Below are 13,112 nucleotides of genomic sequence, written 5' to 3' on the forward strand. Positions count from 1 at the left end.
TCCTTTAATAGAATTGTCTACGATTATTTACCGTGACAATTTTTGTATTTCAATCCTGATCCGCAAGGACATTCGTCATTTCTGCCTATAGCTTGCTCTTTACGGATTGGCTGCGTAACCGCAACATCTTCTTCTGAAACACCAGTAGGAGAATCCAAACTCTGTTTTGTAGCTACTACGTTTGCTGGTTGAGCAGGTACAGGTTTTGCTTCCTCAATGTTTTGAGGTTGTTGTTGACCTGGAATCTCACCCTTGAACAAGAAACTTACAATATCTTTATTCATAGAAGCTAACATTGCTTTGAACAAGTTAAATGCTTCCATTTTATAAATAATAATTGGGTCTTTTTGTTCATAGACAGCATTCTGAACAGATTGTTTCAAATCGTCCATTTCGCGCAAATGTTCCTTCCACGCTTCATCAATTAAAGCAAGAACTATGCCTTTTTCAAATGATCTAAATACATCTTCACCCTCAGACTCAACAGCTTTCTTCAAATTAGTTGAAACTTGAATGCCACGAATACCGTCTGTAAAAGGAACTACAATATTTTCGACCATATCTCCACGCTCAGCCAATACATTTCTTAATACAGGTAATGTCTGAGAAGCGATGGTTTTAGCTTTATTTTGATAATGTGTAATGACTTGAGTAAACAATTTGTCCGTCAATGTATCTACACTCGCTGATGCAAATTCTTCAGCTGTAATAGCAGGATCAACTGAGAATATTCGAATTATTTCGATTTGGAATTCATCATACGAACCATCTTCCTTTGCTGAGATAACTATGTCTTCGACAACATCATAAATAGTATTGTTCAAGTCAACATCCAGACGCTCTCCAAATAATGCATTCTTACGTTTAGTATAAATTACATTACGTTGAGAGTTCATTACGTCATCATATTCCAATAGACGTTTACGAATACCGAAGTTGTTTTCCTCTACCTTACGTTGTGCACGCTCAATAGATTTTGTCAACATGCTGTGTTGCATAACTTCGCCATCTTCAACACCCATTTTCACCATGATGTTTGAGATACGCTCAGAAGCGAATAAACGCATTAACGGATCTTCTAATGATACAAAGAATTGAGAAGAACCTGGATCACCTTGACGACCTGCACGACCACGTAACTGACGGTCAACACGACGTGATTCGTGACGCTCTGTACCTATGATCGCTAAACCTCCCGCTTTGATTACCTCTTCGGTCAATTTAATATCCGTACCACGACCAGCCATGTTAGTAGCAATTGTAACTTGTCCTGGTTTTCCGGCTTCTGCTACAATTTCTGCTTCACGTTGATGCAATTTCGCGTTCAATACATTATGTTTGATACCACGCAATTTCAACATACGGCTCAATAATTCTGAAATCTCCACAGAAGTCGTACCCACCAATACTGGACGACCTGCCTCTGTCAATGTTTGAATCTCTTGAGCTACGGCGTTATATTTCTCACGTGCAGTACGGTAAATGTAATCTTGCTTGTCTTCACGTGAAATTCCTCTGTTAGTAGGAATTTCAACCACATCTAATTTGTAAATCTCCCACAACTCACCCGCTTCTGTCGATGCAGTACCCGTCATACCTGCTAATTTGTGGTACATACGGAAGTAGTTTTGCAAAGTAACTGTAGCGTACGTTTGTGTCGCATCTTCTACTTTTACATTTTCTTTCGCTTCGATTGCTTGGTGAAGACCATCTGAGTAACGACGACCGTCCATAATACGACCTGTCTGCTCGTCAACAATCTTAACCTTACCATCATCTACGATATATTGATCATCAATTTCAAATAGCGTATAAGCTTTCAATAATTGATTAATCGAGTGAATACGTTCTGCTTTAACAGAATAATCACGCAATAATTCATCTTTACGAGCTGCTTTTTCTTCTAAAGAAGCATCTGATTTTTCTATTTCAGCGATTTCGGTACCTACATCTGGCAAGATGAAGAAACTCGGATCTTCGCCTTGAGCAGTGATTAATTCAATACCTTTTTCCGTAAGTTCTACTTGGTTATTTTTCTCGTCAATAACAAAGAAAAGCTCCTTGTCTGCTTTTGGCATATGACGATTTTGCTCTTGCATGTAGAAGTTTTCTACTTTTTGCAAGATTTGACGGTGATTATTTTCACTCAAGAACTTTATCAATGCTTTATTTTTCGGCAAACCTCTATACGAACGGAATAAAGCTAAACCGCCTTTTTCAGGGTCTGTATCGCCTGCAGCAATTGCTTTCTTCGCTTCGTTGAATACGGTATTAATATATGCTTTTTGCGCGTTAACCAAACGCTCAATACGTGGTTTCAATTGGTAAAACTCATGCTGGTCACCCATTGGGATAGGACCTGAGATAATCAATGGTGTACGTGCATCATCGATTAATACTGAATCCACCTCATCGATCATCGCAAAGTGTAATTTGCGCTGCACCATAGCATCTGGTGTTTGCGTCATATTATCACGCAAGTAGTCAAAACCAAATTCGTTATTCGTACCGTAAACAATATCAGATTGGTAAGCTTTACGACGTTGAGGCGAATTTGGTTGGTGCTTATCGATACAATCTACAGACAAACCATGGAATTCAAAAATTGGCGCATTCCATTCGGAGTCACGTTTTGCTAAGTAATCATTTACCGTTACGATATGTACCCCTTGACCTGACAATGCATTTAAGTAAGTTGGTAATGTTCCTACCAAAGTCTTACCCTCGCCCGTCATCATCTCCGCAATTTTACCTTGATGCAATACGATACCACCTATCAACTGCACGTCATAATGAACCATATTCCAGGTAACTTCATTGCCTGCAGCCAACCATTTGTTTGCCCAGTGTGATTTATCGCCCACGATAGTTACATTTGGCTTGCGAGCTGCTAATTCTCTATCGAAGTCAGTCGCAGTTACCTCTACAACTTCATTTTCTGTAAAACGACGTGCCGTTTCTTTAACAACAGCAAAAGCTTCAGGTAAGATATCTGCTAATACCTCCTCAAGCTTTTTATCACGATCTTTCTTTAATTTATCGATTTTCTCGTAAACCTCAGTTTTTTCCGAAATATCCACTGATTGGTCATCAGCTTTGCCTTTCAGTTCGGAGATTTCCGCGTCAATTTCTTTTAAATATTCTTGGATACGGCTTTTAAATTCAATTGTTTTAGCACGAAGCTCGTCATGTGACAAATTGGTTAGCTTACTATATTCTCCTTTAATCTTCTCGACTATTGGCTGTATAGATTTGATATCACGTTCTGACTTGCTACCAAATAATTTACTTAAGAATTTTAACATAATTTTATTTTATCTCTTTTCACATGCGCAAAATTGAAACCAAACTCTTATTCAGGACATTTTGGCACTCGTCGGGCAAATTTAATTATTCGTAATGATAACTTTTAATCTTATATAAGATTTTTAATCATTTCCTTTCAAAAAAACATTTTTTTCCGTTTTAGGGACAATATTCAACTGATATGCACGATTAAACATTGAAGTTATTGCCTTTTTACCAATTTCACCTAAATCGACAGAATATTGATTTACATAGAGTTCAATATGCTTATACATGACCGCTTCTTCCATTTCTTGTGCGTACGAACGGATATAGTCAATTCCTGATTTTGGATTTTCAAAAGCATACTCTACACTTTGACGGATTAAGCGATTGACTTTTTCTTTGATTTCTTGTGGTAAGTCACGTTTAATGACAATACCTCCCAGTGGTATCGGACTTTCTGTCGTTTTCTCCCAAAAGTCGCCTAAGTCCACGACTTTAAATAATCCTTTATCGTGATAAGTAAAGCGATTCTCGTGAATAATCAATCCTAAGTCAATTTTGCCATTTAATAAAGCCGATTCGATATCCGAAAAAACTAAAATTTCTTTGTTTTGCAATTCCGGATAAGCCAATCCTAATAGAAAGTTAGCGGTGGTGTATTTCCCTGGAATTCCAATTTTTAGGGTTTTGAATTCTTCGGGCATATCGTCTCCTGCATAAGCAGAAAACTTTTGTGCTAATTCTTGATTTTTGGTAATCAACAAAGGTCCTACGCCAAAACCCAAAGCTGAACCAGCATCTAGCAACTCGTAATCTTCTACAGCATAAGCAAAAGCATGATAACTGAGTTTGGTTATCGTTAGTTCTTTGTTAAAAGCTTTTTGATTTAAGGTTTCGACATCATGATACTCGACTTCAAATTCCAATCCTTCTGTATCGATTTTATGATGAATCAATGCATCAAAAATAAATGTATCATTCGGACACGGCGAAAACCCTAAACTTAATTTCATGGTAATATATTTTATTTATAATGTCATTCCGACAATAGAGGAATCCTTTTACTTACAGATTCTTCGGTTTGGTCAGAATGACAGTTTTAAAATTATTAGGTTTCTCTCTACACTTATTTCCGTTCGAAATGACGTGAAAATACTGTCATTTCGACGTTAGGAGAAACCCCACTAATTGACAATTAATAATTATCAATTGTCAATTAGTATTATCCTACTTTCAACTTAGTGACGAAAATCAAAACCAACATAGCAACGAATGTAATCAATACGATTCCCTTCGCTAAGGATTCCTTACCTCCACGATAAGCAAAACGCACAATTATTAAGTTAATAACCGTGGCAATCACATATAATGCAATGGGCTTTTCTGCAAAAAATTGTTGTTGAAAGCTCGTATAAGTCATCATAAGATATGCCGCTAAAGGCGCTATACTTCCCAAAATGACGCCCGTAAATATGGAGTTCTGCTGCATTATTTTATATCAAAAGCCCAAGAGTTAAGTTCTGGAATTGCATGGTGAGCAGTCATATCAAATTGCGTTGGCACAATCGACGCATATCCATTATTGATAGCAAACACATCTGTATCTTCACCACGGTCAACCCAATCATAACGACCAGTCATCCAGTAGTAATCACGATTGTGTGGGTCTTTACGGTATTCGAATTCCTCCACCCAATTACCATTGGCTTGACGACAGATTTTCACGCCTTGAATTCCTTTTTCAATATGTGGAAAATTGACATTCAATAAGGTGCCTTTTGGCAATCCGTTTTGTAAAACTTGTTCCGCTATGCTCAACAAATAAGGTCTCGTGTGTGAAAAATCTGCTCCATGTGAAAAATCATCCAATGAATAGCCAATCGATGGAATCCCTTCAATAGCACCCTCTACAGCAGCTGACATCGTTCCGGAATACAATACATTGATAGAATAATTCAATCCATGGTTGATACCCGAAACACACAAATCAGGTTTTTTATCTTTGAAAATACGGTCAACAGCTAATTTCACACAGTCCACTGGTGTACCCGAACATTTGTACATTTCTACACCTTCGTACAGTTCTATCTTATCAAGACGCAAAGGCTTACCAATGGTAATTGCATGGCCCATGCCCGATTGTGGTGCATCAGGCGCTACCACGACGACATTGCCCAATTTCTGCATTTCTTCCAATAATACCTTAATACCCGGTGCGGTAATACCATCGTCATTTACTACCAATATGGTCGGCTTGTTATTTGTCATAATGTAAAGTTAAGGAAAAATAAAGCTCCGATACTAAATTCAGTATCGGAGCTTTATTTTTTTGAAGAAAAAATGATTAACCTAAACCTTTCAACCAATCGACAACCTCTTCACGAGCTTTACCCAATTTTTGTTGAAGGCGTCCTAATAACTCTTCATCTTTTCCTTCTTCGTATTTTAAATCATCATCAGTCCAATCAGCATATTCTTGCTTGATTTTACCTTTCATTTCGTTCCACTTACCTTTTAAATCTAGTTTATCCATGTGTTTTACCTCCATTTTATTGTTAGTGAATTAGTATAACAATCAGAATTAAAATTTGTTTACAAATACAAACCCTTTTTATCGATAAAATCTACAACCTTATCTGGAGTGAAATATTTTATGTTTTTATTTTCTTTGATAGCCTGACGCAAAAAAGTAGAGGACAATTCCATCACGGGAGTATCGGTCATTGTCACCGATGGATGGTTTTTCAATTCGCCACCATCGTACCCTGGTCTTGGGTAAACGACAATCTGATAATCACGCAAAATAATCTCTGCATTTTTCCATTTCATTAGACCCTCAAGATTATCCTCTCCCATTATCAAGACAAAATCACGATTGGGATATTTCTCTTGCAAATAAACAAGCGTATCAATCGTGTAAGAAGGCTGTGGTAGATTGAACTCTATATCAGACGCACGAAGTTTGTCCGAACCTTCAATCGCCAGATTAACCATCTCAAGCCTATCGTACATATTGCCCAAAGATTTCTTCTCTTTGAAAGGGTTTTGAGGTGAAACCACAAACCAAACTTCATCGAGCTCGGTAAAATTAGCCATATAATTAGCAATGATTAAGTGCCCAATGTGAATAGGGTTAAAAGAGCCAAAAAATAAACCAATTTTCTTATTCGCCATTATTTAGAAAGGAAATCTAACACTAATTTTTCTGCTTCGGCTTTAGCTGTTTCTAATTCAAAATTATTAAGAATAACATCAAATTTATCAGCAAAACTTAGTTCATGCTCGGCTTTAGCATAACGTTCTTGCAATTTTTCTTCTGAGTCTGTTCCTCGACCTGCTAAACGTTCTTTCAAAACCTCTAATGAAGGCGGATTCACAAAAATAGCTAACGCTTGTTCTGGAAATTTAGAACGCAATCGCAAGCCACCAACCACATCGATATCAAAGATTACATGCTTGCCTAAAGCCCAAATTCTTTCTACTTCCGAGCGCAATGTGCCATAATACGTACCTGCATAAACCTCTTCAAATTCGATAAATTCCTGTTTTGCAACTTTATGTAAAAACTCTTCCTGAGAAATAAAGTAATAATCCTTACCATCTACTTCTTCTCCACGTGGAGCACGTGTACTCGCCGAGATAGAAAATTCAAATTTATCTGGATATTTACTTAATAAGTGTTTTACAATCGTTGTTTTACCAGCCCCAGATGGTGCCGAAAAGATGATTAGCTTTCCGCTCATGCTTATTATAGTACGTTTAGTAGTTGTTCTTTTATTTTTTCCAGTTCTTCTTTCATGCGAACGACAATTTGCTGTATATCCGCATTATTTGCTTTTGAGCCAAGCGTATTGATTTCACGACCCATTTCTTGGGAGATAAAACCTAATTTCTTACCATTAGAATCATCTGAATTCAACGCTTTGATAAAGTAATTACAATGACTTCTTAACCTGACTTTTTCTTCTGTAATATCCAATTTGTCGATATAGAATACTATCTCCTGCTCGAATCTATTTTTGTCAATATTTTCTTTACCGACAGCATCTTCCATATATTGGCTTAGACGCTCACGAATCAAAGGAATACGATCACCTTCGACAGCTTCTACCTCTGTCAAGTATGCGAGAATGAGGTCAACACGTTTTTCTAAATCACCCTTTAAGATTCGTCCCTCATCGGCGCGAAAAGTATTAAATTTATCAACCGCACTATAAAAAGCATCCATCAAGACTTTACCCTCTTCTTCATCCACCTCATCATCATTTGTTGAAATAACTTCAGGCATATTAAGCGCTAGATTAAATAACGCAGAACTACTTTCGCCAACTTCAGATGCAATATCTTTTAACTGATTGTAATATTTTTTGAGCAATTCTGCATTAATAGATGACGCCTTAGCTGTTTGGTCTGTGTATTCTGATGAAATCATAACATTGACTTTGCCACGCTCGATAAGCTTACTGCACTCTCCACGAAGTGTCAATTCTTTATCCGATACGACTTTGGGAAGACGTATACTTAGTTCCAAAAATTTAGAATTAAGGGATTTTATTTCGACAGTGTATTTGACTTTCGCGTTTTCCTGCGTGCCAACACCATAGCCAGTCATTGATTTTATCATATGCAAAGGTAGGAATTATCAGAGTAAAAGGAAATTATTTGCAAATAGCAATTAACTTCTGCTTTTTGATTTAAAAACCTCCAATATAGGTGGGAGCAAGGAAATACCAATAATAGCTAACACAACTAATGAAAAATTATGCTGGATGAATTCAATTTGCCCGAAGAAATAACCTGCAAAGAGGAATATTGAAACCCACAGAATTCCACCTATCATATTGTATTTACCAAAATGACTATAGCTCATCTTAGTAATACCCGCTACAAAAGGAGCAAATGTGCGAACGATAGGCACAAAGCGTGCGTAGATAATAGTTTTACTGCCGTGTTTCACGTAGAAATTCTGGGTCTTCTCTAGATAAGACAGCTTAAATATTTTAGCATCCTCTTTGAATACTCGAACTCCAAAATTCTTGCCGATTTCATAATTTACAAAATCACCAATAATGGCTGCTGCTATTAATAACAGTAGCATAACAAGTATATTTAAATCTGTTTCTGGTTTTGCTATTAAAGCTCCCATCGCAAATAAAACTGAATCTCCGGGAAGAAAGGGTGTAATGACTAATCCTGTTTCCGCAAATATGATAAGAAACAATATCAAATAAGTCCAGTATTGATAATCATTGACGATACTGACCAAATGCTTATCAATATGCAATATAAAATCTATTAAAGCAGATATCAATTCCATATGCTATTAAAACAAAAAGGAAGCTTTTTAGGCTTCCTTTTTGTTAAAAAATTTTTCTTTTATCACTTCGTATACTATTGGTAGTACAGATAGTACTATGATAGCCATCACTACTTGTGAGAAATTGTCTCGTATAAATGGAATATTACCTAAAAAATATCCCGCTAAGGTCAGTCCTACAACCCATAAAATTGCTCCGACTACATTATAAGTAATGAAAGTAGCATAATTCATACGACCAATACCGCCTACAAAGGGAGCCAGTGTTCTCACTATCGGCACGAATCGAGCAATTACAATGGTTTTGCTACCATATTTTTCATAAAATGAGTGTGTCTTTTCGATTTGTGCATCTGTCACCATTTGCTTTCCAAATAACTTAAATTTTGTAATACGCATTCCAAAATTCTTGCCAATGGAATAATTTAATGAATCGCCAGCTATTGCAGCAATTAGCAACAAACCAATCAGTAACCAAACATTCAATTCATTCGGCTGTGCCGCTAACATTCCGGCTGCAAACAACAAAGAATCGCCTGGTAAAAAAGGCATCACAACTACCCCTGTTTCTACAAAAATGATAAGAAACAAAATTAAATAAGTCCAATACTTATAGTCATTCACAATCTGAATCAAATGATCATCAATGTGAAGAATAAAATCTACTAAAGAATATATGAAATCCAAAACGTGCTATAAATTAATTGTAGTTATTCAACATTACAGGCATCACCAACATAAGGATCTCTTCATTATCTGTTTTAACAGCAGGAACTAAAAGACCAGCACGATTAGAACTACTCATTTCCAAAACCACCTCTTCACAATTCAGGTTATTCAACATTTCAACTAAAAATTTCGCATTGAAACCGATTTCCATATCATCACCTTCAAATTGACAACTCAATCTTTCATGTGCTTCATTCGAGAAATCTAAATCTTCGGCTGAAATATGTAATTCTGAACCATTAATTTTCAATCGCACTTGGTGTGTAGTTTTGTTTGCAAAAATTACTACACGACGTAAGATATTTAAGAATAATGAACGATCTACAGTTAATTTATTTGGGTTCACCTGAGGTATTACCGCTTCGTAATCCGGGTATCGTTCATCTACTAGACGACAGATCAAATTGATGCTTCCAAATTGGAAGAATGCATTTGTATTATTGTACTCCACTGATACCGTAGTATCATCCGAAGGCAATGACGACTTCAATAATGTCAACGCTTTTTTAGGAAGAATAATTGAAGTAGATTTTTCTGCACCAACATCTGTACGACGGTATCTTACCAATCGGTGAGCATCTGTAGAAACAAACGTGATATTCTGTTCACTCAACTGAACTAATACGCCCGACATTGCAGGACGTAACTCATCGTTACTAACTGCAAAAATTGTTTTATTTATCGCTTCAGAAAGAATAGAAGAAGCCAATTTCACTGTAGAAACATTCTCTACGACAGGAATTTTTGGAAAATCTTCCGCATTCTCACCACTCAATTTGTATTTACCATCACCAGCACTAATCTCTATAGCCAGTGTTTTCGTGTCTACAGAAAAAGCAACAGGCTGATCTGGTAATGTTTTTAATGTATCGATCAAAATTTTCGATGGCATCGCTACTCGACCTTCTTCTTTTGCTTCAATAGGTAATGAAGTAACCATACTTGTTTGTAAGTCTGTAGCTGATATAGTCAGCATATTGTCTTTTATTTCAAACAAGAAGTTTTCCAAAATCGGAAGAACAGTACTGCTACTTGACGCGCCACTGATGGCTTGAAGTTGTTTTAATAAGACTGAAGTGGATACAATGAATCTCATGCTTTTTGCGATATTTTACTTATATGCAATATTACGTAATTAAAATCTAAAATTCGAATCTCAAATGCCAGTAAGCCATTATTTATACAATTTTAATTTTAGTACATTTGTGATGAAATATTTATGCAATTCAGAGATATAATAGGACATCAAGAGGTAAAGAATCATCTGATTAATTCGGTTAAAAACAATCGAGTAAGTCATGCTCAGCTGTTTCTAGGCCCCGAAGGTTCTGGTTCTTTGGCTCTTGCAATTGCCTATGCTCAATATATAAATTGTCAGAATAAGCAAGAGAATGATAGCTGCGGAGAATGTAGCTCATGTCACAAATATCAACGATTTATTCATCCTGACTTGCACTTTTCTTATCCTTTTTATCCTTCAAAAGACACGGCGGTTGCCATTGATGTATTGCAAGAATGGAGAGAAGGAATTAGCAAAAACCCTTATTTGGGGCTCGACTATTGGCGTGAACAATTAGACGCAGGAAATAAACAGGCAAATATTCCTATCAAAGAAGTACACGATATTATCAAAAAATTAAGCTTAAAGGCTTTCGAGGCAGAGTATAAAGTATTGATTATGTGGCTTCCAGAATATTTAGACAAAGAAGGAAATGCTTTGTTGAAGCTCATTGAAGAACCGCCTGCCAAAACGCTATTTCTACTCGTAGCAGAAAATCAGGAAAAAATATTAAGTACAATTATTTCTCGTACACAATTGGTCAAAATCAACAAAATTGGTCACGACGAAATAAAAAACTACCTAATAGAGCAACATCATTTAGAAAATTCAGTAGCCAACGAAATTGCTTTCATCGCGGATGGCAATATACAGGAAGCCTTAAATGTTCTTTCTCATCAAGAGCATAATAGTAATTTTGTGACGTTCGTAGAATGGATGCGTGCTATTGTGACCGATAGAGGTGCTGAATTAATGAAACTTACGGATGATAATCTTTCCAAATTAGGACGTGAAAATCAAAAAAGTTTCTTACTTTATGCTATTAATATGATTCGACAAATCATGTTGATGCAGCAAGGCTTGCGAAGTTTAGTATTTTTGAAAGAAGAGGAACTCAAATTTGTCGAAAAATTTAGTGAATTATACCTATTTGAACAATTGACAGAAGCTATCGATTTGTTAGAAAAAACACATTATGGCATCGAAAGAAATGGTAATCCTAAAATATTATTTTTAGATTTATCTTTGCAATTAGTTTTATTGTTCAAATATCAAACGTTCCCAAAAGGGACTCAATATATATAGAAAGAAAAATATGGGATGTGGCAGTTGCTCATCTGGCGGAGGTTGTGGTACTAGCAGCAAATTAGGAACAGTACCTGCAGGCTGTAATAATAACGGTACCTGCATGACCAGCGGATGTAATAAATTAGATGTATATGACTGGCTTTCCGATATGGATTTGCCATCAAATTATAAACCATTCAATATAGTAGAAGTACGTTTCAAAGGATCGCGCAAAGATTACTTTGTCAATACGGATAATATCTATCTTGAAATGGGCGAGATGGTCGTAGTAGAGCCTTCGACAGGAGGTTATGATATTGGACATGTGTCATTAACTGGTGAATTGGTTCGTCTTCAATTGAAGAAAAACAATGTCAACCCAGAGACCGTTGAGAAGAAAATCTACCGGAAGGCTAATGAAGCAGACGTCGCAAAATACAATGCAGCCAAAGAATTGGAATGGGAAACCATGCACAAAGCACGTAAATTAGCTTTGGATTTGGGTCTTTCCATGAAAATTTCTGATGTGGATTATCAAGGTGACAAGACAAAAGCAACCTTCTACTACACAGCCGAAGGACGTGTCGATTTCCGTGAATTAATCAAAAAAATGGCCGAGGCATTTCGTATTCGTATTGAGATGCGTCAAATTGGAATGCGTCAAGAAGCTAGTCGTTTAGGTGGTATTGGTTCTTGCGGTCGTGAATTATGTTGTTCGACTTGGTTGACAGATTTCAAAACTGTTTCTACATCGGCGGCACGCTATCAAAACCTTTCATTGAACACTTTAAAACTTGCAGGTCAATGTGGTAAATTGAAATGTTGTCTTAACTACGAATTGGACAGTTATATGGACGCATTAAAAGATATTCCAAACGATGTCGACCGTATAGAAACTCGAAACGGTGTCGCTTATTTGCAAAAAACAGACATCTTCAAAAAGATTATGTGGTTTTCTTATCCTGGTGCTGAAAGCTGGATTCCACTTCCTATTAATAAAGTGAAAGAGCTATCCGAAATTAATAAAAAAGGAGATAAACCAGATAGTCTTGATTTTGCTCCAGTTCAAAAAGAAGTCGCTAAACCTGTGATTTTGGATTACGAAAATGTTGTCGGACAAGATAGCTTGACAAGATTGGATGACAAATCCAAAAAACGCAAAAAGAAAAGACCAAAAGCAAAACAAGGAGCTGTAGGTAATAAGGCTGATAATGAGAGGTCGTTGCCTATTCAAAACACGAAAGAACAAAGACCCAGAAATACGCCAAAAGATCAGAAAAAGGTTAATAATGATGTAAAACCTATCGAGAATGCACAAAAGTCTCCTGAGCAAAAGAAAAAACGGAGATTTAATAATAATCGAAATAGGAATAAATCAAACGATAATAAACAACACAGTGGTGGTGAATAATTTCACCACCTATATTT

The 13,112-nt window shown here is 36.4% G+C and carries 13 protein-coding genes; 2 read left to right on the forward strand and 11 right to left on the reverse strand.

Translation table 11 applies throughout. From position 1 onward, the window contains the following. Positions 1 to 23: 23 nt before the first annotated feature. From secA to dnaN, 11 genes are all read right to left on the reverse strand, one after another. Positions 24 to 3,305 carry a preprotein translocase subunit SecA gene (secA, locus tag GOQ17_RS09830; protein ID WP_159637179.1) on the reverse strand — a complete coding sequence of 1,094 codons (3,282 nt, stop codon included), beginning with the start codon at positions 3,303 to 3,305 and terminating at the stop codon, positions 24 to 26. Between the two features lie 123 nt (positions 3,306 to 3,428). Then, positions 3,429 to 4,304, reverse strand: a complete 876-nt coding sequence (locus GOQ17_RS09835; RefSeq protein ID WP_159637180.1) for a menaquinone biosynthesis family protein — start codon at positions 4,302 to 4,304, stop codon at positions 3,429 to 3,431. Positions 4,305 to 4,513: 209 nt separating this feature from the next. Beyond that, positions 4,514 to 4,780: a hypothetical protein gene (locus tag GOQ17_RS09840; protein WP_159637182.1), complete on the reverse strand. Its 267-nt coding sequence runs from the start codon at positions 4,778 to 4,780 to the stop codon at positions 4,514 to 4,516. Further along, a complete protein-coding gene (surE, locus tag GOQ17_RS09845) occupies positions 4,780 to 5,559 on the reverse strand; it encodes a 5'/3'-nucleotidase SurE (RefSeq protein ID WP_159637183.1) in 780 nt (259 codons plus the stop codon). Before surE ends, GOQ17_RS09840 begins: the two co-directional genes overlap by 1 nt. A gap of 76 nt (positions 5,560 to 5,635) precedes the next feature. Next, a complete protein-coding gene (locus GOQ17_RS09850) occupies positions 5,636 to 5,824 on the reverse strand; it encodes a CsbD family protein (RefSeq protein WP_159637184.1) in 189 nt (62 codons plus the stop codon). Between the two features lie 59 nt (positions 5,825 to 5,883). After that, positions 5,884 to 6,465: a nicotinate (nicotinamide) nucleotide adenylyltransferase gene (gene nadD / locus GOQ17_RS09855; RefSeq protein WP_159637185.1), complete on the reverse strand. Its 582-nt coding sequence runs from the start codon at positions 6,463 to 6,465 to the stop codon at positions 5,884 to 5,886. Beyond that, positions 6,465 to 7,034, reverse strand: coding sequence for a guanylate kinase (gene gmk, locus GOQ17_RS09860; RefSeq protein WP_159637187.1), 570 nt, complete (start codon positions 7,032 to 7,034; stop codon positions 6,465 to 6,467). Before gmk ends, nadD begins: the two co-directional genes overlap by 1 nt. A 5-nt stretch (positions 7,035 to 7,039) precedes the next feature. Beyond that, on the reverse strand, positions 7,040 to 7,915 hold the full coding sequence (locus GOQ17_RS09865) for a YicC/YloC family endoribonuclease (protein WP_159637188.1): 876 nt from the start codon (positions 7,913 to 7,915) through the stop codon (positions 7,040 to 7,042). A 51-nt stretch (positions 7,916 to 7,966) separates the two neighbouring features. Further along, the gene (locus GOQ17_RS09870) at positions 7,967 to 8,608 is read right to left on the reverse strand and encodes a DedA family protein (RefSeq protein ID WP_159637189.1); all 642 of its coding nucleotides are present in this window, start codon (positions 8,606 to 8,608) and stop codon (positions 7,967 to 7,969) included. 27 nt (positions 8,609 to 8,635) lie between these two features. After that, positions 8,636 to 9,295 carry a DedA family protein gene (locus tag GOQ17_RS09875; RefSeq protein WP_159637190.1) on the reverse strand — a complete coding sequence of 220 codons (660 nt, stop codon included), beginning with the start codon at positions 9,293 to 9,295 and terminating at the stop codon, positions 8,636 to 8,638. A 13-nt stretch (positions 9,296 to 9,308) separates the two neighbouring features. Beyond that, positions 9,309 to 10,433, reverse strand: a complete 1,125-nt coding sequence (gene dnaN, locus GOQ17_RS09880; RefSeq protein ID WP_159637191.1) for a DNA polymerase III subunit beta — start codon at positions 10,431 to 10,433, stop codon at positions 9,309 to 9,311. Positions 10,434 to 10,556: 123 nt separating this feature from the next. Here dnaN and GOQ17_RS09885 point away from each other — a divergent pair, with 123 nt between their 5' ends. Both GOQ17_RS09885 and GOQ17_RS09890 read left to right on the forward strand, forming a co-directional pair. Beyond that, positions 10,557 to 11,702 carry a DNA polymerase III subunit gene (locus tag GOQ17_RS09885; protein ID WP_159637192.1) on the forward strand — a complete coding sequence of 382 codons (1,146 nt, stop codon included), beginning with the start codon at positions 10,557 to 10,559 and terminating at the stop codon, positions 11,700 to 11,702. Positions 11,703 to 11,712: 10 nt separating this feature from the next. Next, a complete protein-coding gene (locus GOQ17_RS09890; protein ID WP_201288597.1) occupies positions 11,713 to 13,095 on the forward strand; it encodes a PSP1 domain-containing protein in 1,383 nt (460 codons plus the stop codon). Positions 13,096 to 13,112: the final 17 nt, after the last annotated feature.

This window comes from Sphingobacterium composti (genome assembly GCF_009829075.1).
Lineage (GTDB): Bacteria > Bacteroidota > Bacteroidia > Sphingobacteriales > Sphingobacteriaceae > Sphingobacterium > Sphingobacterium composti.

Excerpts from the sequence above, each read along its gene's own strand:
- GOQ17_RS09865 (WP_159637188.1), bottom strand. The coding sequence starts at position 7,915 with ATGATAAAATCAATGACTGGCTATGGTGTTGGCACGCAGGAAAACGCG.
- nadD (WP_159637185.1), bottom strand. The coding sequence starts at position 6,465 with ATGGCGAATAAGAAAATTGGTTTATTTTTTGGCTCTTTTAACCCTATT.
- surE (WP_159637183.1), bottom strand. The coding sequence starts at position 5,559 with ATGACAAATAACAAGCCGACCATATTGGTAGTAAATGACGATGGTATT.
- GOQ17_RS09840 (WP_159637182.1), bottom strand. The coding sequence starts at position 4,780 with ATGCAGCAGAACTCCATATTTACGGGCGTCATTTTGGGAAGTATAGCG.
- GOQ17_RS09835 (WP_159637180.1), bottom strand. The coding sequence starts at position 4,304 with ATGAAATTAAGTTTAGGGTTTTCGCCGTGTCCGAATGATACATTTATT.
- GOQ17_RS09870 (WP_159637189.1), bottom strand. The coding sequence starts at position 8,608 with ATGGAATTGATATCTGCTTTAATAGATTTTATATTGCATATTGATAAG.
- secA (WP_159637179.1), bottom strand. The coding sequence starts at position 3,305 with ATGTTAAAATTCTTAAGTAAATTATTTGGTAGCAAGTCAGAACGTGAT.
- GOQ17_RS09885 (WP_159637192.1), top strand. The coding sequence starts at position 10,557 with ATGCAATTCAGAGATATAATAGGACATCAAGAGGTAAAGAATCATCTG.
- GOQ17_RS09890 (WP_201288597.1), top strand. The coding sequence starts at position 11,713 with ATGGGATGTGGCAGTTGCTCATCTGGCGGAGGTTGTGGTACTAGCAGC.
- gmk (WP_159637187.1), bottom strand. The coding sequence starts at position 7,034 with ATGAGCGGAAAGCTAATCATCTTTTCGGCACCATCTGGGGCTGGTAAA.
- dnaN (WP_159637191.1), bottom strand. The coding sequence starts at position 10,433 with ATGAGATTCATTGTATCCACTTCAGTCTTATTAAAACAACTTCAAGCC.
- GOQ17_RS09850 (WP_159637184.1), bottom strand. The coding sequence starts at position 5,824 with ATGGATAAACTAGATTTAAAAGGTAAGTGGAACGAAATGAAAGGTAAA.